Source organism: Cupriavidus phytohabitans (assembly GCF_000426345.1).
GTDB lineage: Bacteria > Pseudomonadota > Gammaproteobacteria > Burkholderiales > Burkholderiaceae > Cupriavidus.
This window is the reverse complement of sequence record NZ_AUFE01000007.1, coordinates 103,723-122,920: the sequence shown is the minus strand read 5'-3', so window position 1 is coordinate 122,920 and position 19,198 is coordinate 103,723. Positions and strand designations below refer to the sequence as shown.

Genomic DNA, 19,198 nt, shown 5'->3' with positions numbered 1-19,198 from the left:
CAGGCGCGCTACCCCTCAACCGCAGCAGCGGAATCCGACGAAGAGGTCGCTGCGGTGCGGCAGGTAGAAGTTCCGGTAGCGGGGATGCTGCATGCGGGCATGGGTGACGAACGAACCGCCGCGAACCGAGCGATGCGTGTGAAACCAGGGGGCGGAATATTCCTGGTAGGGGTCGGGCGAGAAACCCGGATATGGCGCGAAAGGATCAGCCATCCATTCCCACACGGCCCCGCCCCAGCGGATCAGGTCATGGATTGCCGCATACTCCCATTCGGCTTCCGTGGGCAGGCGCCTGCCGGCCCAGCGGCAATAGGCTTCCGCCTCGTAGGCATTGACATGGCACACCGGCTGTTCGGGCGGCAGCGGCACCCACTGGCCGAACCAGCGCAACGCCCATTGCCCCGGGGGGCTGGCGCCGGGTGTCCGGCGCCAGCGCACCGGATGCACCAGCTTGCTTTGTTGCAGCCATGCGCGTCCGTCGTCGGACCACCATTGAGGGTCGCGGTAGCCGCCGGCGGCCACGAATTCCGCAAATGCGGCATTGCTGACGCAAGCGCGATCGATATGGAACGGGGCGATGTGAACCGGGTGGGCCCACTTCTCGTTGTCGAAGACGAACCCGTCATCCCGGGCGGGCACCCCCATCAGGAACGTGTCGCCGCCTGCGGTTGCCGAGCCGGCACCCGGCGCAATGGCAGGCATGTCGCGCGGCGCATGCAGCGGATAGTCGAGCGTCTGGCGCATGTAGGTCAGCGCCTCGGCGTGCATGTCTTCGTGGAATAAGGCGAGGCGGAAAAAATACAGCGCCGCGTCGGTATCGTCAGATGCGGCGAGCCTGGCGCGCGCGTGCTCCAGCACGGCGGCTGCGTAGTCGCGGATCTCGGGAAGCCGGGGCAGCGCAAGATGCCAACGATCCCGGTGGGCGACGCGCATGGAATCGAAGAGACGGTCGGCGTCCGGCAGCATCGACGGGAGGCTGGCCCTCCAGCGGCCGTCCTGGCCGGCACGCGGCTCCCGCAGTATCCAATGCTCCGTGAACCAGGCAAGATGGCCATACTCCCACAAGGGCGGATTGATTCCCGCATCATAAGGAACCTGCCATTGGGACGGCGATAGGTCCTGAAGCACGCCCCAGGTGCGCCGGTGCGCATCCGCAAACGCCGCATCCAGCCCGGACTTGTTTATCCTTCTTGCTGCCGCCCCCTCAGAACCTATCGTCATGCGTCCTCCCAAGGCCACCGTCGCGATTATCAGCCCGGCGCTGCGCAAAGCCAACAATGGCAACTGGCAAACCGCAAATCGCTGGTTCCGGTTCCTGCAGGAAGACTACGATGTCACGCTGGCCGCCGAGTGGTCGACGGCCAGCCGGGGCGGCGCCCTGCCCGACTGCCTGATCGCCCTGCACGCCCGACGCTCGGCAGAGTCCATCGCCAGGTTCGCCGAGGCTTGTCCGGATCGTCCGCTGATCGTCGTGCTGACCGGCACCGATCTGTACCGGGACATCCGCACCGATGCATCGGCCCGGCGCTCGCTCGACCTCGCCACCCACCTGGTGGTGCTGCAGGAGGAAGGGCTGGCCGAACTGGAGGCCACCCATCGCGCCAAGTGCCGGGTGATCTACCAGTCTGCCTTGGCATGCGCGCCCGCGGCACCCGACCAGGATCACTTCGACGTCGTGCTGGTCGGCCACATGCGGGCGGAAAAAGACCCGCTGACGCCCATGCGCGCCCTCTCGCTGCTTCCCGACGATTCGCGGGTGCGCCTGATCCACATCGGTGGCGCGCTGGATGACGCATATGAGCGGGCGGCCCTGGCGCTGGAAGCACAAGCCTGGCCCGGCGTGCGGCGCTATGTCTGGCTCAGGAACCTGCCCCATGAGGAAACCTTGCAGCGCATCCGACAAGCGCAGGCCATGGTGATCTCCAGCATCATGGAAGGCGGCGCCAACGTGATCATCGAGGCTATCGCCAGCGGCGTGCCGGTGTTGGCCAGCCGCATCCCGGGCAACGTCGGCATGCTGGGCCGGGACTACGAAGGCTATTTTCCGCTGGGCGATGCCACGCAACTGGCGCTGGTGCTGGAACGCGCCAGCCAGGATGCCGTGTACCTGAACCGCCTGCGGCAGCAATGCGCTGTTCGCGCACCGCTGTTTGCGCCGGCGCGGGAACGGTTGGAAGTGAGTAAACTTGTCGCCGACGCCTTGAAACCAGAATGACGCGGAGTTCCCCTGTGGATCAGCCAGACAACGCAAAGATCAAGCTCACCGCCTTCTCCCACGGCGGCGGGTGCGGGTGCAAGATCGCCCCCGGTGTACTTTCCGAAATCCTCAGGAACTCGGTCGGCTTTCCTGCTCCGGCAGCCCTGCTGGTCGGCAAGGAAACCTGCGACGACGCGGCGGTCTACAAGCTCAATGACAGCCAGGCCCTGATCGCCACCACGGATTTCTTCATGCCGGTGGTGGACGATCCGTACGATTTCGGGCGTATCGCCGCCACCAACGCCATCTCCGACGTATATGCCATGGGCGGAACCCCGATCATGGCGCTGGCGCTGGTTGGCATGCCCATCGAGAAGCTGCCGCCCGAGGTCATCGGCAAGATCCTCGAAGGCGGCGAATCGATCTGCGCCGAGGCGGGCGTCCCGGTCGCTGGCGGCCACACCATCGATTCCCTTGAGCCGATCTACGGGCTGGTGGTCCTTGGTCTGGTGCACCCGGATCGGGTCAAGAAGAACAGCGGCGCCGAGGCGGGCGACAAGCTGATCCTCGGCAAGCCCTTAGGCGTGGGCATATTGTCCGCCGCGGTGAAGAAGGACAAGCTCGACGCGGCCGGCTATCAGGAACTGATTGCCTGCACCACCAGGCTCAACACGCCCGGCCGACTGCTGGCCGAACTGCCGGGGGTCCACGCGCTGACCGACGTGACAGGCTTCGGCCTGCTCGGCCATCTGCTGGAGCTGTGCCGTGGCGCGGGCGTCGGCGCCCGGCTGGAGATGGCGCGGATTCCGCTGCTGCCGCGTGTCGAGCGCATGGCCGCCGAAGGGCTGGTGACCGGCGCATCGGGGCGCAACTGGGTCAGCTACGGCACCGAGGTGGACCTGTCCAGGTCGGTCACGCCAAGCCAGCAGGCACTGCTGACCGATCCCCAGACCAGCGGCGGCTTGCTGGTGTCATGCGCGCCGGAATCAGTCGACGAGATCCTGGAGATCTTTCGCCGGGAAGGCTTTGCAGACGCTGCCGTGATCGGAGAAATGACGCAAGGAGCCGCCCGTGTTGCCATTGCTTAAGCACCTTGCCGCGCTGACCCTGCTTGGCTTTGCCGGCCTCGCCTGTGCCCAGGACGTCCTGAAGGTCTCGGCCATTCCCGACGAGGCCCCCACCGAGCTGCAGCGCAAGTTCGCGCCGCTCGGCAGCTACCTGGAGAAGGAAACCGGCATGAAGGTGAAGTTCGTGCCCGTCACGGACTATGCTGCGGTGGTCGAATCGCTGGCCACCGGCAAGATCGACATGGCATGGCTGGGCGGCTTTACCTATGTGCAGAGCAAGATCCGCACGAAGGGAGCCACCATCCCCATCGTCCAGCGCCAGGAAGATGCCGCGTTCACCAGCAAGTTCATCACGGCCAACCCTGCGATCAAGTCGCTGGCCGACCTCAAGGGCCACACCTTCGCCTTCGGCGCGCCGTCCTCGACCTCCGGCCACCTGATGCCGCGGCACTTCCTGCTGCAGGCCGGTATCGACCCGGACAAGGCCTTCAAGACGGTCGCCTATTCGGGCGCCCACGATGCGACGGTGGCTTTCGTGCAGGCGGGCAAGGCCGACGCCGGCGTGCTCAATGCCTCGGTGTGGGACAAGCTGGTGGAACAGCATAAGGTGAACCCCGCCAAGGTCAGGGTATTTGCCGTCACACCGCCCTACTACGACTACAACTGGACCGTGCGCGGCGGGCTCGATCCGGCCTTGCGCAAGAAGCTGACTGAAGCGTTCCTGCGACTTGACCCGGCCAATCCCGAGCACCGGGAGATCATGGCATTGCAGCGGACCGCCAGGTACATTCCCACCCGGCCCGAAAACTACGCCGGCATCGAGGCCGCAGCCCGCGCCGCGGGCCTCATCCAGTGATGCAGGCCTGATGAGCTTCCGCCTGGACGCCGCCAGCGTCAGTTACGCCAACGGTCAGCGCGCGCTCAGCCAGGTCACGCTGGCGGCCAGCCGCGGCGAGCCCATCGCCGTCATCGGCCCGTCGGGAGCCGGCAAGACCTCTTTGCTGCGCTTGCTGGCGACGTCGCTGCGGCCAAGCGAGGGCCGCGTGGAGGTGCTGGAGCAAAGCCCCTGGGCGCTGTCCGCCGCACGCCTGCGGCAATTGCGCTGCCGCATCGGCATGGTGCACCAGGTGCCGCCAATGCCGCCACGCCAGCGCGTGATCACCGCCATCCTTGCCGGCCGCCTGGGCATCTGGCCGGGCTGGAAATCCTTGCTGTCGCTGGTCTATCCGGCCGACATCGATGGGGCCGGCGAACAGCTCGCCCGCCTTGAGCTGGCCGACCGCCTGTTCGACCGGTGCGACCAGCTCTCGGGCGGCCAACTGCAGCGCGTGGGCGTCGCCCGTGTGCTTTACCAGCGCCCGGAATTGATCCTGGCTGACGAACCGGTCTCGGCGATGGACCCGGTGCTGGCGGACCTCACCCTGCGCGAGCTGCGCAAGGAAGCGGATACACGCGCGGTGCACCTGATCGCCAGCCTTCACGCAGTGGATCTGGCGCTGCGCTGGTTTCCCCGCATCGTCGGCCTGAAGGCGGGCGAGATCGCCTTCGACTTGCCGGCCGAACGCGTGACCGACGCGCTGCTGCGCGAGCTATATGCCTCTGAAAGCACATCGCCACCGGTGCAAGGCAGCCAGCACCTGATGAGCATCGCGACAGGCGCGAGCGCCGCCATCGCTGGCGGTACCCCGGCCAGGTCGGCGTGCCGATGACCACCCACCCGCGCGATCCTCAGGCGCTGCGGCGCGCAAGCGGCCTGGTGCTCGCGCTGCTTCTGCTGTGGCCATTGTTGCGGCTGTCCCGGTTCAGCCCGTCAGCCCTGTTCGACACCGGAAACCTCAAGGTGGTGGGCGCCTTCGTGCGCAACTTCCTCCCTCCCGAGGTTTCGGGCGAATTCCTCGGGCTCGTGGTCAAGGCCACGCTGGAAACACTGGCGATCGCCACCGCGGGCATTGCGCTCGCCTTTGTGGTCGCAGCTCCCCTGGCCGTGGCCATGACGGGCAGCCTGTCGGTGTCGCGCATTGGCCCCGGCCAGGGACGCAAGCCGCGCATGGCGGTGCGCGCTGGCGTGCGCGCCCTGGTGCTGCTGCTGCGCGGGGTGCCGGAGCTGGTGTGGGCGCTGGTCTTCGTGCGTGCCCTCGGCCTGGGGGCGGCGGCGGGCGTGTTCGCTCTGGCCATCACCTATGGCGGCATGCTGGCAAAGGTCTATGCGGAAATCCTCGAATCCAGCGATAAACGCGCCGTGGATGCCCTGTTTGGCAGCGGCAGCGGGCGCCTCGCGGCACTGTTCTATGGGCTGATACCCCATGCCGCGCAGGAGCTGGTCTCGTACACCGTCTACCGTTGGGAATGTGCCATCCGGGCTTCCGTGGTCATGGGTTTCGTTGGCGCCGGCGGGCTTGGACAGTTGATGGACCAGGCCATGAAACTACTAAACGGCGGGGAAGCCGCGACCATCCTGCTAGTGTTCCTGCTGCTGGTCCTGCTGGCGGACGCGCTCAGCGCGCGGCTGCGCAAGCTGATCGACTGAATCATGGCGCACAAGGCCAAGGCCGCCCAATTCTGCATACGCTGCCTGCTCACCCTGATCGCGGTGGCCGCCGCGGCTTCGGGCAGCTTCGCGTACCTGTCGCTCGATCTGAGCCAGCTCTTTTCCGCGGACGCCGCAGCCGAGATGGGGCGCTTCCTGCTGGAGTTCTTCCCGCCGGACCTGTCCCCGGCCTTTCTGGCCAGCACCGCTGGCAGCATGCTCGAAACCCTCGCGGTTTCCGCGGTGGGCACGCTGTGTGCAGCGGTACTGGGTTTTAGCCTGGCACTACCGGCTTGCGGGCTCTACGGCGATGCGCTGCGCGCGTTGTCGCGCTTGCTACTGAATCTGTTGCGCTCTGTTCCCGAGCTGGTATGGGCCGCCCTGACCGTGCTCGCAGTCGGCCTTGGACCGTTTGCCGGCACCCTCGCCCTGGCACTGCATACCACGGGCGTGCTCGGTCGCCTGTTCGCCGAGGCGCTCGAGAATGCGCCGCGCGCCCCCGCGCGCGCGCTGATGGAAAAGGGCAGCCCTGCCGCGCTGGTCTTCGTGTACGGTACGCTGCCCTGTGTATGGCCCCAGTTCCTGGCCTACACCCTGTACCGCTGGGAAACGAATATCCGCGCGGCGGCGATCCTTGGCTTTGTCGGTGCCGGCGGGCTTGGGCAGATGCTGTATTTCGAGCTGTCCCTGTTCCATCTGCCCCAGGCTTGCACGGTGATCATCGCCATGCTTGCCCTTGCGGCCGTGGTCGACACAGCCAGCGCGATCATGAGGGTTGGCCGGGAATCGAGATGAGGCACGTCCCGCGGATCAGCGGTCGTCCTGGCGTCCTGGCGTCCTGGCGTCCTGACGTCCGGATCGGGCGTGTCGCACAGGGCCGCAATCCAGGTTCACGACGCGACATGCCATCCACCATGTGATAAGCGCCACGCGGCCTTGGAGCCGTAGTGCGACAATGCCGAGCGTGTTGTTGCTGGCGCCGTTACCGTCCAGGGGTCAGGAGAGCTGTTTCACTCCCACTCGATCGTCGCCGGCGGCTTGCCCGACACGTCGTACACCACCCGGTTCAGGCCGCGCACTTCGTTGATGATCCGGTTCGAGCAGCGGCCCAGCAGCGCATACGGCAGGTGCGCCCAATGCGCCGTCATGAAGTCGGTGGTCTGCACGGCGCGCAGCGCGACGACATAGTCGTAGGTACGGCCGTCGCCCATCACGCCCACCGACTTGACCGGCAGGAACACGGCGAATGCCTGGCTGGTCAGGTCATACCAGCTCTTGCCGACCTGGTCCGGCTCGCACAGGCCCGCGGCGGCGTCCTGTTCGGTGGCGATGGTCTTGCGCAGCTCTTCGATGAAGATGGCATCGGCACGGCGCAGCAGGTCGGCGTAGTCGCGCTTGACTTCACCGAGGATGCGCACGCCCAGGCCGGGGCCCGGGAACGGATGGCGGTAGACCATTTCCGGCGGCAGCCCCAATTCGACGCCCAGCTCGCGCACTTCGTCCTTGAACAGGTCGCGCAGCGGCTCGAGCAGCTTCAGGCCCAGCGTTTCGGGCAGGCCGCCGACGTTGTGGTGGCTCTTGATGGTGGTGGCCTTCTTGGTCTTGGTGCCGCCCGATTCCACCACGTCGGGGTAGATCGTGCCCTGCGCCAGCCACTTGGCCTTGCTCAGCTTCTTCGCCTCGGCCTGGAACACCTCGACGAACTCGCGGCCGATGATCTTGCGCTTCTGCTCGGGGTCGGTCACGCCCGCCAGGTGGCCGAGGAACTGCTCGGACGCGTCGATGTGCACGACCTTGGCGTGCAGGCGGCCGGCGAACATCTCCATCACCATCTTGCCTTCGTCCAGGCGCAGCAGGCCATGGTCGACGAACACGCAGGTGAGCTGGTCGCCGATGGCGCGGTGGATCAGCGCCGCGGCCACGGACGAATCGACACCGCCCGACAGGCCCAGGATCACCTCTTCGTCGCCGACCTGTTCGCGGATCCTGGCGACGGCTTCTTCGATGTGGTCGCGCATGACCCAGTCAGCCTTGCAGCCGGCGATCCCGAGCACGAAGCGCTCGAGCATCTGGCGGCCCTTGACGGTATGCGTGACCTCCGGGTGGAACTGCACGGCATAGTAGCCGCGCGCTTCGTCGGCCATGCCGGCGATCGGGCAGCTCGGGGTGGATGCCATCAGCTTGAAGCCCGGCGGCAGGCCGGTAACCTTGTCGCCGTGGCTCATCCAGACCTTGAGCATGCCGTGGCCTTCCGGCGTGCGGAAATCCTCGATGTCCTTGAGCAGCGCGGTATGACCGTGGGCGCGCATCTCGGCATAGCCGAACTCGCGCTGGTCGCTCCACTCGACCTTGCCGCCAAGCTGCACGGCCATGGTCTGCATGCCGTAGCAGATGCCCAGCACCGGCACGCCCAGGTCCCAGACGGCCTGCGGCGCGCGCAGCTGATGGTCTTCGTAGGTGCTGGCGTGGCTGCCCGACAGGATGACGGCCTTGGGCGCGTATTCGCGCACGAAGTCGTCGGAGACGTCGTTCGGGTGGATTTCGCAGTAGACGTGCGCCTCGCGGACGCGGCGGGCGATCAGCTGCGTGACCTGCGAGCCGAAATCAAGAATGAGGATTTTGTCGTGCATGATGGGCCGATGGCGTGTCTTCCGGTGCGGGCTCGGTCACGACTTCCGTGCCGGGACCATAGCCCGGCGGCGGCGTGATGACCGGCTCGCGCCGGTATTCTGGGGTATTCGTTGGGCGCGCCGCGGGGGCGACGCCGGGTTCCTTCCTGGTTTCCTGTTCCTTCAGCGCGCGTTCCATCTTCAGCTGCTGCTCGCGCACGCGCACGCGTTTCGCCGCGGGAATCTGCACTGCGGCGAAAAACAGCAGCACCACGGCCATGGTCGGCAGCCAGATCTTGCCGGCGCCTTCGAGCGGCAGCTCCAGGAACACCATCCAGGCAATGATCAGCATCGCGCTGGCCAGGTTCACATAGCCGGCCGTGCGTGCCACCGGTACCGTCAGCTGGCCGTTGAACGCGGCCTGCCACAGCAGCACCGACAGGCCGACCAGCGCCACGCCCAGCAGTTGCCCGAACAGCGCGGGCTGCGGTTGCGGCAATTGCAGCGCCGCGTACAGCGTGGTGAACGGAGACATCAACAGCAGGACGCCCAGCAGCAAATCCACCAGGGCATCGAAAAACAGCACGGCTCGCAGCAACACCTTCATTGGCGCTCCTCGTCTGGGCCCCGCCGGTGATGCGGCTAGCGTCAAGGCAACGCCGGCGTGGCGCGCGGCCGGGGCCATGGTCGGGGCCGGGTTGGATTCCGGTCAGACCAGGGCGGCGCTGCGCACCTGGCACCAGACCTTGCACGCCCTCGTCCCGATGATCGCGGTCAGCGCACCGCCGCCGCGGCGGACGGCGGGCGCAACCGCTGCGCGTCAGTCGATATGGTAGTTCGGCGCTTCCTTGGTGATCTGCACGTCGTGCACGTGCGATTCACGCATGCCGGCTGCCGTGATCTGGACGAACTGGGCATTCTCGTGCCAGTCGGCGATCGACTTGCTGCCGCAGTAGCCCATCGAGGCACGCACGCCGCCGGTCAGCTGGTGGATGATGGCCATCACCGAGCCCTTGTACGGCACGCGGCCTTCAATCCCCTCGGGGACCAGCTTGTCGACGTTGGCGGTATTGTCTTCCTGGAAGTAGCGGTCAGCCGCGCCGTCCTTCATCGCGCCCACCGAACCCATGCCGCGGTAGCTCTTGAACGAGCGGCCCTGGTACAGGAACACTTCGCCCGGCGCCTCTTCGGTACCGGAGAACATGCCGCCCATCATCACGGTGTGGGCGCCGGCCGCCAGGGCCTTGGCCACGTCACCCGAGTAGCGGATACCGCCGTCAGCGATCAGCGGCACGCCGGTGCCCTTGAGCGCCTCGGCCACATTGGACACAGCGGTGATCTGGGGCACGCCGACACCAGCCACGATACGGGTGGTGCAGATCGAGCCGGGGCCGATGCCGACCTTGACGCCGTCGGCGCCATGCTCGAGCAGTGCGCGGGCGGCGTCGCCGGTGGCAATATTGCCGCCGATCACCTGCACTTGCGGGAAGTTCTGCTTGACCCAGCGCACGCGGTCCAGCACGCCCTGGCTGTGACCGTGCGCCGTATCCACCACAATCACGTCGACGCCGGCCTTGACCAGCAACTCGACACGTTCGTCGTTGTCCGGACCCACGCCGACTGCGGCGCCTACGCGCAGCTGGCCATGGTCGTCCTTGCTCGCCAGCGGGTTCTCGACCGCCTTCTGGATGTCCTTCACCGTGATCAGGCCACGCAGCTCGAAGGCCTGGTTGACCACCAGCACGCGCTCCAGGCGGTGGCGGTTCATCAGGCGCTTGGCTTCTTCCAGCGGCGCGCCTTCGGCCACGGTCACCAGCTTCTCGCGCGGGGTCATCTTGGCGCGCACCGGGGCGTCGAGTTCTTCCTCGAAGCGCAGATCGCGGTTGGTGATGATGCCGACGACGGTCTTGCCTTCCAGCACCGGGAAGCCCGAAATGCCATGCTGCTGCGACAGCGCGATCACATCGCGGATCTTCATTTCCGGCGAAATGGTGATCGGATCACGCAGCACGCCCGATTCGTAGCGCTTGACGCGCGACACTTCGCGGGCCTGGTCGGCGGGCTTCAGGTTCTTGTGGACGATACCGATGCCACCGGCTTGCGCCATGGAGATCGCCAGGCGGGCCTCCGTCACCGTGTCCATGGCAGCGGACACCAGCGGAATGTTCAGTTCGATCGAACGGGACAGGCGAGTGCGGAGGGAAACATCCCGGGGAAGGACGGCCGAATAGGCCGGGACGAGCAGCACGTCATCGAATGTGAGTGCTTTCTGGACAAGACGCATAGCAAATCCTCTAGGCGCAAAAGCGAATTATACAGGAATGCGCGCTGACTGATGCACGGCAACCGGTTTTCCAGCGAGCGTCTGCTATGCTCGTCGTCCTTTTAACCGGGCGTTGAAAAGCATGGGAATCGGCGTATTGTGCGGGCTGCTGGCAGGCGCGTTCTGGGGCATGGTTTTTATCGCGCCCAAGCTGCTGCCGGTGTTCTCGCCATGGGAGCTGGCCATCGGGCGCTACCTGGCGTATGGCCTGGTGGCGCTGGTTGCCGCCCTGCCGCTGATGAAGCGCATCGCCCGCAAGCTGACCCGCGCCGACTGCGTCGCGCTGCTGCGCCAGGCCTTTACCGGCAACCTGCTCTACTACGTGCTGCTGGCCTTCGGCGTGCAGCTTGCCGGGGTAGGACCGACCTCGCTGATCATCGGCATCCTGCCGATCACGGTCACCATCATGGGCCGGCGCGACCACGGCGCGGTGCCCCTGTCGCGGCTGCTGTGGCCGCTGCTAATGGTGGCCGCGGGCATCGCCTGCATCAACATCGACCTGTTCGGCGGCGGCCAGGGCGCACATGCCGCCGCGGCTGGCGACGCCGTGCGTCCGGTCTGGCAGAAGATTGCCGGCGTCTGCTGCGCCGCCGGCGCACTGGTCTGCTGGACGCTCTACGCGGTCGACAACGCGCGCTACCTGCAGCGCAACCCGCACTACAGCGGCAATGAATGGTCGGCGCTCTATGGGCTGTCGACCGGCGCGGTATCTGCCGTGCTGGCCGTGATCGGCTGGCTGGTGGCGGGCGACGCCCTTACTTCCGGCGACAGCGGCCGCGACTGGCGGTGGTTCTGGATGGTCAACGCCGCGGTGGCGCTAGGCGCGTCGCTGATCGGCAACAACCTGTGGAATATCGCCAGCCGGCGCCTGCCGCTGACACTGTCAGGCCAGATGATCGTGTTCGAGACGCTGTTCGCGCTGGCGTACGGCTTTGTCTTCGACCACCGCTGGCCGCGGCCGCTGGAAATCGCCGCCATCGTGTTGCTGATGGTCGGCGTGGCGTGGTCGGTGCGCTTGCACGCCAACGACAAGTCTGCGTAGACTAGCGGACGATGGCGCGGGGGTCACACGCGCCACATCAGAACGGAAGTACCAGGGTCAAACCGGCGCCATGCCTCGGCGCCAAGCCATCGCCCGCGGCAGGCCTGCCGCGGCATTGCCTCGCGCAGCCGGCGGCCCAGCAACCTTCCAGCCGCACCCGTTCCTTACCAGCCACTTTGAGACGCCTCGCCATGAAACGATCGTCCGTGCTGTGCCTGCTTGCCGCCGCCGTCACCGTTAGCGCCTCTGCCAACGCCCATGCCTACTGGCAATGGCGCGATGCCAACGGCCGCATGGTCTACAGCGACGTGCCGCCGTCCGGCGCGGCCGCCAGGGTGCTGCGCGCCCCCGGCCGCCTCGCCGGCGAGTACCAGCCGGTAGCGGCGGCCAGCGCGGAAAGCGCCAATGCCCCCGCAGCCGCGCCAGCGCCGGCCAAGGCCGGAAGCAAGCCCAAGGAGGTCGCCCCGCCGCCTACGGCCGAAGAGGCCTTCCAGAAGCGTCGCGAATCCCGCCTGAAAGCCGCGGCGGAAGAGGCGCGCAAGGAAACCGAGGCCGCCGAACGCGAGGCCCGCTGCGCCCAGCTGCGCAACTACGCCACCGGCCTGCAGCAAGGGATGCGCGCGGCGGTAGCGGGTCCGGACGGCTCGCTGCAGCACCTGAACAGCGATCAGCGCCAGGCCGAACTGGTCAAGACCAGCGCCAGCCTCGAGAAGAACTGCCGCTGAACGGAAGCAAAAACGGGGCGTCACGCCCCGTTTTGCTGTCAGCGGCGCAAGCCTCCCGGCTCAGCCATTGCCGCGCAGCCATTTCTGGCCTTCCCGCGCCCCGCCCTCGCGTAGCTTCTGCACGCGCTTGCGCCGCGCCTGCTTGGGGTCGGCCGTCAGCGGCCGGTACACCTCCACCCGGTCGCCCTCGCGCACCACGGTATCGGGCGTCTTGAGCTTGCCGAAGATGCCCACTCGCATGGTCGACGGATCCACTTCAGGACACGCCTGCTGCAGCCCCGAGCCGACGATGGCCGCGGCGATCGTGGTACCCGCGGGCACGTCGATCTCCTTCAGGAATACCGCATCGGGCCGCGCGTAGCACACCGCGACATGCACCGTGCCCGCACCTTCAGCTGGCGCCATATACCACCTCGGCGCGCTTGACGAAGGCATCGACGAAGGTATTCGCGATCATGCTGAACACCGGGCCGATGAGCTTTTCCAGCAGCAGGCTCGAAAACTCATAATGCAGGTGGAATTCGATCTTGCAGGCATCCTCGCGCAGCGGCGTAAAGCGCCACGCACCGTTGAAGGTCTTGAAGGGGCCGTCGGCGAAGGTCATGTCGATGCGGGTCGGGCGCTCCTGCGTATTGCGGGTGTGGAAGAACTGCTGGATGCCCTTGAAATGGATATGGATCTTGGCATCGAGCGTGGTTTCAGTCTGCTCGAACACCTCCACGCCGCCGCACCATGGCAGGAACTTGGGATAGTCCTCCACGCGCGTGACCAGGTCGTACATCTGCGCGGCGGAATAGCCGAGCAGCACGGATTTATGGACGTCTGCCATGTATTGGGAAATCTGGCTCCCGGCCATGCCGCGCCTATCGCGCCAGGACATCAGCCGGTGCCGGGGCTGGTTTGCTAGAATCCCGATTTTAGCCGACGCTGGTCGCTGGCGGCACTTCGCCATGCGGCACTGCAGCGATCCGGCCTGCATTCACCCATTGCTCCCCTACCCGCACGCATGACCATCGCAGACAACAAGAAGGCCTTTTTCGACTACTTCATCGAAGAGCGATATGAGGCCGGGATCGTGCTGGAAGGCTGGGAAGTCAAGGCGATCCGCGCGAACCGCGTACAGATCAAGGAAGGATACGTGGTCGTGCGCGACGCCGAGATGTTCCTGATCGGCGCCCATATCAGCCCGCTGCAGAGCGCCTCCACCCACGTCAAGCCCGATCCGGTGCGCACGCGCAAGCTGCTGCTCAAGGCCGACGAGATCAAGAAGCTGATCGGCAAGGTCGAGCAGCGCGGCTACACGCTGGTGCCGCTGAACCTGCACTACACGCGCGGACGCGTGAAATGCGAGATCGGCCTGGCCAAGGGCAAGAAGCAGTTCGACAAGCGCGAGACCGAAAAGCAGCGCGACTGGCAGCGCGAGAAGGCGCGCATCATGAAGGGCGGCGCCAAGGAGTAACGCCGCCCGCCCGCGCCTGCATGTTCAGGCGCCGGCCTTCTGTCCCTTCACGATTTGCAGCGCTGACGCAATCATGCTGCTCATCTCGCTCATATTCCCGGGCACGATCAGCGTATTGCCCTGCTTGGCCAGGTTGCCGAACGCGGCAACGTATTCCTCGGCCACCTTCAGGTTGACCGCGTCCATGCCGCCTTCGGTGCGGATCGCGTTGCCCACCTTCTGGATCGCCTGGGCATTGGCGTCCGCCACCGCCAGGATCGCCGCCGCTTCGCCCTGCGCCTTGTTGATGGCGGCCTGCTTCTCGCCTTCCGACTTCTGGATTGCCGCTTCCCGCGCACCCGTGGCCAGGTTGATCTGCTCCTGGCGCTTGCCCTCGGACGCGGCGATCAGCGCCCGCTTCTCGCGCTCGGCGGTGATCTGCGCTTGCATGGCATGCAAGATTTCCTTCGGCGGGGTCAGGTCCTTGATCTCGTAGCGCAGCACCTTGACGCCCCAGTTGGCGGCGGCTTCATCGAGAGCGTTGACCACGCTGTGGTTGATGAACTCGCGCTCCTCGAAGGTCTTGTCCAGCTCCAGCTTGCCGATCACCGAGCGCAGCGTGGTCTGCGACAGCTGCGTGATCGCCACCACGAAATTGCTCGAGCCGTAGGACGCCTTCATCGGGTCGGTCACCTGGAAGTACAGCACGCCGTCCACCTGCAACTGCGTATTGTCCTTGGTGATACAGACCTGGCTGGGCACGTCCAGCGGGATTTCCTTGAGCACATGCTTGTAGGCAACGCGGTCGACGAACGGCACCACGATCGACAGCCCCGGCGTCAGCGTCGCATGGTAGCGACCCAGGCGCTCAAGCACCCAGGCGTGCTGCTGCGGCACGATCTTGATGCCCCTGGCGATCAGCACGATCACGGCAATAAGGATGATCAGCGGCAGCAGGCCAAGCTGAAAAGCGAGCATGTAACAACCCTCCAGTCAGGAAACAACGGTACGGCGCCGCCGGAACGGCGGCAGGCGGATGGCTGCACGGCCGGCACCGCGCAACCCTTGGATATGGCTCAGCGCGGCGAAACGACCAGCGTGCTGCCGCGGACTTCGACGATACGGTAGCGGCCCGGTGTTGCAGCGCAGTTCGGCGCGAGTTCGACGGTCCAGTCGGCGCCCCGGTACGGGACGCGTGCGCGCCCGTTGGCGTCCCAGGCGGGGACGTCGAGTTCCTGGCCGATATCGAGATTGACGTTGGGATCGGCGGCGGCATTGCCGCGCCGCAGCTTGCCGAAACGGGTACGACGCAGTCCGGCGATCAGCACCGCGGCGACCAGCGCTGCGGTCACGGTCTGCGCGGCGGGCGACAGGTCCAGCAAGGCGCCGACGCCGCCAGCGGCCAGCCCCACGGCCACCATCAGCAGGTAAAACGTGCCGGTATTCAGCTCGACGATCACCAGCGCGACCGCCGCCACGAACCAGAGGTAGTACGCCATCCGAACTCCCGTCCAATCGATTCCCGAAAAACAAAAACCCCGCAGCGCCAGGAGCGCCTGCGGGGCCGATGCAACACCTGACGCAGGGGCCGGTGCCAGCCGGCCGCCCGAAGGCGGCCGGCGAGTATCGTTATTGTGACGTCAAAAGCCTCAGGATGCCAGCTTCTGCCAGGTGTCGACCACCGAATCCGGGTTCAGCGAGATCGACTTGATGCCTTCCTTGGCCAGCCACGCGGCAAAATCGGGATGGTCCGAAGGACCCTGGCCGCAGATGCCGACGTACTTGTCCAGGCGGATGCATGCGGCGATGGCGCGCGACAGCATGAAGCGCACCGCCGGATCCCGTTCGTCGAAGTCCTTGGCCAGCAGTTCCATGCCGGAATCGCGGTCCAGGCCCAGCGTCAGCTGGGTCAGGTCGTTCGAGCCGATCGAGAAGCCGTCGAAGTACTGCAGGAACTCCTCGGCCAGGATCGCGTTGGACGGCACTTCGCACATCATGATGATGCGCAGGCCGTTCTCGCCGCGCTTCAGGCCGTGCTTGGCCAGCAGCCCGATGACCTTCTCGGCCTGGCCCAGCGTACGCACGAACGGCACCATGATCTCGACGTTGGTCAGGCCCATTTCATCGCGTACGCGCTTCATGGCCTTGCATTCCATCTCGAACGCTTCGGCGAAGTCCTCGGCGATGTAGCGCGACGCGCCGCGGAAGCCCAGCATCGGGTTTTCCTCGTCCGGCTCGTAGCGCGAGCCGCCGATCAGCTTCTTGTACTCGTTCGACTTGAAGTCCGACAGGCGCACGATCACGGACTTCGGATAGAAGGCCGCGCCGATGGTGGCGATGCCCTCGGCAAGCTTGTCGACGTAGAACGCACGCGGGCTGGCATGGCCGCGGGCCACGCTTTCCACGGCCTTCTTCAGGTCGGCATCGACCTGCGGGTAGTCGAGGATGGCCTTCGGGTGGACGCCGATGTTGTTGTTGATGATGAATTCCAGGCGCGCCAGGCCGACGCCGCAGTTCGGGATCTGGGCGAAATCGAAGGCCAGCTGCGGGTTGCCCACGTTCATCATCAGCTTCACGTCGATTTCCGGCATCTCGCCACGCTGGACCTCGGTCACTTCGGTTTCCAGCAGGCCGTCGTAGATGCGGCCTTCGTCGCCCTCGGCGCACGACACGGTCACCAGCGTGCCATCCTTCAGGATGTCGGTGGCATCGCCACAGCCGACCACGGCGGGCACGCCCAGCTCACGCGCGATGATGGCCGCGTGGCAGGTACGGCCGCCACGGTTGGTGACGATCGCCGAGGCGCGCTTCATCACCGGCTCCCAGTTCGGGTCGGTCATGTCGGCCACCAGCACGTCGCCGGGCTGCACGCGTTCCATCTCGGACGGGTCGTTGATGACGCGGACGGGGCCGGTACCGATCTTCTGGCCGATGGCGCGGCCGCTGGTCAGCACCGGGGCGGTGCCCTTGAGCTTGAAGCGCTGCTCGGCCTTGCCGGCCGACTGGCTCTTCACCGTTTCCGGCCGGGCCTGCAGGATGTAGATCTTGCCGTCCTTGCCGTCCTTGCCCCACTCGATATCCATCGGGCGGCCATAGTGCTTCTCGATGATCATCGCGTAGCGGGCCAGTTCGGTCACGTCCTCGTCGGTGATCGAGTAGCGGTTGCGCAGTTCGGCCGGCACGTCGACGGTCTTCACGCGGCCGGCTTCGCCTGGCTTGGTGAATTCCATCTTGATCAGCTTGGAGCCGATCGAGCGGCGGATGATCGGGTACTTGCCGGCCTGCAGCGTCGGCTTGAAGACGTAGAACTCGTCCGGGTTGACCGCGCCCTGCACCACCGTTTCGCCCAGGCCGTAGCTGGAGGTGATGAAGACCACGTCGGGGAAGCCCGATTCGGTATCGATGGTGAACATCACGCCGGAAGCGGCCAGGTCCGAGCGGACCATGCGCTGGATACCGGCGGACAGCGCCACCACGTCGTGGGCAAAGCCCTTGTGCACGCGGTAGGAAATGGCGCGGTCATTGTACAGCGACGCGAACACGTGCTTGATCTTGTCCAGCACGTCCTCGATGCCGCTGACGTTCAGGTAGGACTCCTGCTGGCCGGCGAACGAGGCGTCGGGCAGGTCTTCGGCCGTGGCCGACGAACGCACCGCGAACGAGGCCTCGGCGCCTTCGCGCTCGGACACGCGGGCATAGAACTCACGGATTTCCTGTTCCAGGCGCGGCTGGAACGGAGCGGTGGCGACCCAGCCGCGGATCTCGGCACCGGCCTCGGCCAGGGCCTTCACGTCGTCGACGTCGAGCGTCTTCAGGCGCTGGGAGATGCGCTCGGTCAGGTTGTTGTGGGCGAGGAAGTCGCGGAAGGCAAGCGCGGTGGTGGCAAAACCGCCGGGAACGCGCACGCCGGCTTCCGCCAGCTGGGAGATCATCTCGCCCAGCGACGAATTCTTGCCGCCGACGATTTCCACGTCAGCCATGCGCAACTGCTCGAACGGCAGCACATAGGCGCCGTTATTTGCCTGGTTAGTCATGAGAGCCTCAAAACAAAGTAGAAAACTTGTTGCGCATGCCCGGTATGTTGTTGGCGTTCTGGTCCCGGACCGATCGCTTGGCTAAGCAACCCCATGCTCGTGGTGCTGCAAAATTGTGGACGCGGCGCTGCGGCTCTCATCGCGCAGCGCACATTGTCGACAATTCCGGGCCTGAATTGATGCAAAGCGGGCCCCTCGCGGAATTGCTTAGCGAAAAGATCGCCGCTATTCTACCGTGCTGCGCCGCACTTTTCTGCGGAAGATTGAATCTATTTATTTGCGCAACCCCATGTCCCAGCCAGAAGCGCCCGGTACAGCGGATTCCGGGACCCAGCCTGGAACGCAGCCTGCCTCCCCGCCCACCCAAGTGACCGCAGCGACGCCCGCCGCCATGGCCCAGACCGGCGACCGCCCGCCTGTGCGGACGGTCTTTATCGTCTCGGATGGCACCGGGATCACCGCGGAAACCTTCAGCCACTCGATCCTGGCCCAGTTTGAAATGCGCTTCCGCAAGGTGCGGATGCCGTTCGTCGATACCCCGGAAAAGGCACATATCGCGGTCGGCAAGATCAACGAGGCTTTCTTTAACGAGGGCGTGCCGCCCATCGTCTTCACCACGCTGGTCAACCAGGAAGCGAACAAGGCACTGCGCCGCGCCAAGGCGATGATCCTGGACATGTTCCAGACGTTCATCGAACCCCTCGAGAAGGAACTGGGGCTGAAGTCCACCCACGCCATCGGCCGCTTCCACCAGAACGCCGATACCGAGGCGTACAAGAACCGGATCGAGGCGATCAACTTCTCGCTGGCGCACGATGACGGACAGTCCCACAAGAATCTCGAGGAAGCCGATGTGATCCTGGTGGGTGTGTCGCGCAGCGGGAAGACCCCGACCAGCCTCTACCTGGCGATGCAATACGGGCTGAAGGCGGCCAATTACCCGCTGATCCCGGACGATTTCGAGCGCGGCAAGCTGCCGTCGGCGCTGTACGCCTTCAAGAGCAAGGTCTTCGGCCTGTCGATCGACCCGCAGCGCCTGACCGAGATCCGCAACGAGCGCCGCCCCGGCAGCAAGTACGCGGCGGTGGAAAACTGCCGCTACGAAGTCAATGAGGCCGAGGCAATGATGCGGCGCGAAGGCATCAAGTGGCTGTCGTCGACACACAAGTCGATCGAAGAAATCGCGACCACGATCCTGCAGGAGATCAAGGTCGATCGCGACAACTACTAACAAAA

General features: G+C 65.8%; 19 protein-coding genes. 10 read left to right on the top strand and 9 right to left on the bottom strand.

Annotated elements, in window-relative coordinates; translation table 11 throughout:
• Window positions 1–15: 15 nt before the first annotated feature.
• A complete protein-coding gene (senA, locus tag K309_RS0107700; RefSeq protein WP_029045883.1) occupies window positions 16–1,221 on the bottom strand; it encodes a selenoneine synthase SenA in 1,206 nt (401 codons plus the stop codon).
• On the opposite strand from senA, the gene senB reads away from it, so the two are divergent.
• The 6 genes from senB to phnE are packed head-to-tail and all read left to right on the top strand — an operon-like array spanning window position 1,220 to window position 6,586.
• Window positions 1,220–2,215, top strand: coding sequence for a selenoneine biosynthesis selenosugar synthase SenB (gene senB, locus K309_RS0107695; RefSeq protein ID WP_029045882.1), 996 nt, complete (start codon window positions 1,220–1,222; stop codon window positions 2,213–2,215). The two genes, senA and senB, sit on opposite strands and share 2 nt — an antisense overlap.
• Window positions 2,212–3,285 (top strand): selenide, water dikinase SelD, encoded by a 1,074-nt coding sequence (selD, locus tag K309_RS0107690; RefSeq protein ID WP_198030799.1) that lies wholly within the window; start codon window positions 2,212–2,214, stop codon window positions 3,283–3,285. The genes senB and selD overlap by 4 nt, the downstream gene beginning before the upstream one ends.
• Window positions 3,269–4,120 (top strand): putative selenate ABC transporter substrate-binding protein, encoded by an 852-nt coding sequence (locus K309_RS0107685; RefSeq protein WP_029045880.1) that lies wholly within the window; start codon window positions 3,269–3,271, stop codon window positions 4,118–4,120. The genes selD and K309_RS0107685 overlap by 17 nt, the downstream gene beginning before the upstream one ends.
• A 10-nt stretch (window positions 4,121–4,130) precedes the next feature.
• Window positions 4,131–4,973, top strand: coding sequence for a phosphonate ABC transporter ATP-binding protein (locus K309_RS0107680; protein ID WP_029045879.1), 843 nt, complete (start codon window positions 4,131–4,133; stop codon window positions 4,971–4,973).
• Window positions 4,970–5,791 (top strand): PhnE/PtxC family ABC transporter permease, encoded by an 822-nt coding sequence (locus K309_RS42845; RefSeq protein WP_029045878.1) that lies wholly within the window; start codon window positions 4,970–4,972, stop codon window positions 5,789–5,791. The genes K309_RS0107680 and K309_RS42845 overlap by 4 nt, the downstream gene beginning before the upstream one ends.
• A 3-nt stretch (window positions 5,792–5,794) precedes the next feature.
• Window positions 5,795–6,586 (top strand): phosphonate ABC transporter, permease protein PhnE, encoded by a 792-nt coding sequence (gene phnE, locus K309_RS42840; protein ID WP_051320379.1) that lies wholly within the window; start codon window positions 5,795–5,797, stop codon window positions 6,584–6,586.
• Window positions 6,587–6,801: 215 nt separating this feature from the next.
• Here phnE and guaA read toward each other — a convergent pair whose 3' ends face one another.
• From guaA to guaB, 3 genes are all read right to left on the bottom strand, one after another.
• Window positions 6,802–8,421 (bottom strand): glutamine-hydrolyzing GMP synthase, encoded by a 1,620-nt coding sequence (guaA, locus tag K309_RS0107665; protein ID WP_029045876.1) that lies wholly within the window; start codon window positions 8,419–8,421, stop codon window positions 6,802–6,804.
• Complete coding sequence (locus K309_RS0107660; RefSeq protein ID WP_029045875.1) at window positions 8,396–9,007, bottom strand: hypothetical protein; 612 nt, start codon at window positions 9,005–9,007, stop codon at window positions 8,396–8,398. Before K309_RS0107660 ends, guaA begins: the two co-directional genes overlap by 26 nt.
• Window positions 9,008–9,220: 213 nt before the next feature.
• Entirely contained in the window at window positions 9,221–10,684 is a 1,464-nt protein-coding gene (gene guaB / locus K309_RS0107655; RefSeq protein WP_029045874.1) for an IMP dehydrogenase, read from the bottom strand.
• Window positions 10,685–10,805: 121 nt separating this feature from the next.
• Between guaB and K309_RS0107650 the strand changes: the two genes are divergently transcribed.
• Together K309_RS0107650 and K309_RS0107645 are read left to right on the top strand one after the other, a co-directional pair.
• Window positions 10,806–11,765, top strand: coding sequence for a DMT family transporter (locus tag K309_RS0107650; RefSeq protein ID WP_029045873.1), 960 nt, complete (start codon window positions 10,806–10,808; stop codon window positions 11,763–11,765).
• Window positions 11,766–11,956: 191 nt separating this feature from the next.
• Window positions 11,957–12,490, top strand: a complete 534-nt coding sequence (locus tag K309_RS0107645; RefSeq protein ID WP_029045872.1) for a DUF4124 domain-containing protein — start codon at window positions 11,957–11,959, stop codon at window positions 12,488–12,490.
• Between the two features lie 60 nt (window positions 12,491–12,550).
• On the opposite strand, the gene K309_RS0107640 is transcribed toward K309_RS0107645, so the two are convergent.
• Both K309_RS0107640 and K309_RS0107635 read right to left on the bottom strand, forming a co-directional pair.
• Entirely contained in the window at window positions 12,551–12,895 is a 345-nt protein-coding gene (locus tag K309_RS0107640) for an RnfH family protein (RefSeq protein ID WP_029045871.1), read from the bottom strand.
• Window positions 12,882–13,319: a type II toxin-antitoxin system RatA family toxin gene (locus K309_RS0107635; RefSeq protein WP_029045870.1), complete on the bottom strand. Its 438-nt coding sequence runs from the start codon at window positions 13,317–13,319 to the stop codon at window positions 12,882–12,884. The genes K309_RS0107640 and K309_RS0107635 overlap by 14 nt, the downstream gene beginning before the upstream one ends.
• Window positions 13,320–13,496: 177 nt before the next feature.
• Here K309_RS0107635 and smpB point away from each other — a divergent pair, with 177 nt between their 5' ends.
• Complete coding sequence (gene smpB, locus K309_RS0107630) at window positions 13,497–13,949, top strand: SsrA-binding protein SmpB (protein ID WP_029045869.1); 453 nt, start codon at window positions 13,497–13,499, stop codon at window positions 13,947–13,949.
• Window positions 13,950–13,973: 24 nt separating this feature from the next.
• Here the strand turns inward: smpB and K309_RS0107625 are convergent, their stop codons facing one another.
• From K309_RS0107625 to ppsA, 3 genes are all read right to left on the bottom strand, one after another.
• Window positions 13,974–14,906: an SPFH domain-containing protein gene (locus K309_RS0107625; protein ID WP_029045868.1), complete on the bottom strand. Its 933-nt coding sequence runs from the start codon at window positions 14,904–14,906 to the stop codon at window positions 13,974–13,976.
• A gap of 98 nt (window positions 14,907–15,004) precedes the next feature.
• Complete coding sequence (locus K309_RS0107620) at window positions 15,005–15,427, bottom strand: NfeD family protein (protein WP_029045867.1); 423 nt, start codon at window positions 15,425–15,427, stop codon at window positions 15,005–15,007.
• Between the two features lie 150 nt (window positions 15,428–15,577).
• Window positions 15,578–17,962: a phosphoenolpyruvate synthase gene (gene ppsA, locus K309_RS0107615; RefSeq protein ID WP_029045866.1), complete on the bottom strand. Its 2,385-nt coding sequence runs from the start codon at window positions 17,960–17,962 to the stop codon at window positions 15,578–15,580.
• 391 nt (window positions 17,963–18,353) lie between these two features.
• Between ppsA and ppsR the strand changes: the two genes are divergently transcribed.
• The gene (ppsR, locus tag K309_RS0107610) at window positions 18,354–19,193 is read left to right on the top strand and encodes a posphoenolpyruvate synthetase regulatory kinase/phosphorylase PpsR (RefSeq protein ID WP_156914320.1); all 840 of its coding nucleotides are present in this window, start codon (window positions 18,354–18,356) and stop codon (window positions 19,191–19,193) included.
• Window positions 19,194–19,198: the final 5 nt, after the last annotated feature.

Bases quoted from the DNA above. Each gene is read 5' to 3' on its own strand.
- senB (WP_029045882.1), top strand. From the start codon at position 1,220: ATGCGTCCTCCCAAGGCCACCGTCGCGATTATCAGCCCGGCGCTGCGC.
- senA (WP_029045883.1), bottom strand. From the start codon at position 1,221: ATGACGATAGGTTCTGAGGGGGCGGCAGCAAGAAGGATAAACAAGTCC.
- selD (WP_198030799.1), top strand. From the start codon at position 2,212: ATGACGCGGAGTTCCCCTGTGGATCAGCCAGACAACGCAAAGATCAAG.
- K309_RS0107680 (WP_029045879.1), top strand. From the start codon at position 4,131: ATGAGCTTCCGCCTGGACGCCGCCAGCGTCAGTTACGCCAACGGTCAG.
- K309_RS42845 (WP_029045878.1), top strand. From the start codon at position 4,970: ATGACCACCCACCCGCGCGATCCTCAGGCGCTGCGGCGCGCAAGCGGC.
- phnE (WP_051320379.1), top strand. From the start codon at position 5,795: ATGGCGCACAAGGCCAAGGCCGCCCAATTCTGCATACGCTGCCTGCTC.
- guaA (WP_029045876.1), bottom strand. From the start codon at position 8,421: ATGCACGACAAAATCCTCATTCTTGATTTCGGCTCGCAGGTCACGCAG.
- K309_RS0107660 (WP_029045875.1), bottom strand. From the start codon at position 9,007: ATGAAGGTGTTGCTGCGAGCCGTGCTGTTTTTCGATGCCCTGGTGGAT.
- guaB (WP_029045874.1), bottom strand. From the start codon at position 10,684: ATGCGTCTTGTCCAGAAAGCACTCACATTCGATGACGTGCTGCTCGTC.
- K309_RS0107650 (WP_029045873.1), top strand. From the start codon at position 10,806: ATGGGAATCGGCGTATTGTGCGGGCTGCTGGCAGGCGCGTTCTGGGGC.
- K309_RS0107645 (WP_029045872.1), top strand. From the start codon at position 11,957: ATGAAACGATCGTCCGTGCTGTGCCTGCTTGCCGCCGCCGTCACCGTT.
- K309_RS0107640 (WP_029045871.1), bottom strand. From the start codon at position 12,895: ATGGCGCCAGCTGAAGGTGCGGGCACGGTGCATGTCGCGGTGTGCTAC.
- K309_RS0107635 (WP_029045870.1), bottom strand. From the start codon at position 13,319: ATGGCAGACGTCCATAAATCCGTGCTGCTCGGCTATTCCGCCGCGCAG.
- smpB (WP_029045869.1), top strand. From the start codon at position 13,497: ATGACCATCGCAGACAACAAGAAGGCCTTTTTCGACTACTTCATCGAA.
- K309_RS0107625 (WP_029045868.1), bottom strand. From the start codon at position 14,906: ATGCTCGCTTTTCAGCTTGGCCTGCTGCCGCTGATCATCCTTATTGCC.
- K309_RS0107620 (WP_029045867.1), bottom strand. From the start codon at position 15,427: ATGGCGTACTACCTCTGGTTCGTGGCGGCGGTCGCGCTGGTGATCGTC.
- ppsA (WP_029045866.1), bottom strand. From the start codon at position 17,962: ATGACTAACCAGGCAAATAACGGCGCCTATGTGCTGCCGTTCGAGCAG.
- ppsR (WP_156914320.1), top strand. From the start codon at position 18,354: ATGGCCCAGACCGGCGACCGCCCGCCTGTGCGGACGGTCTTTATCGTC.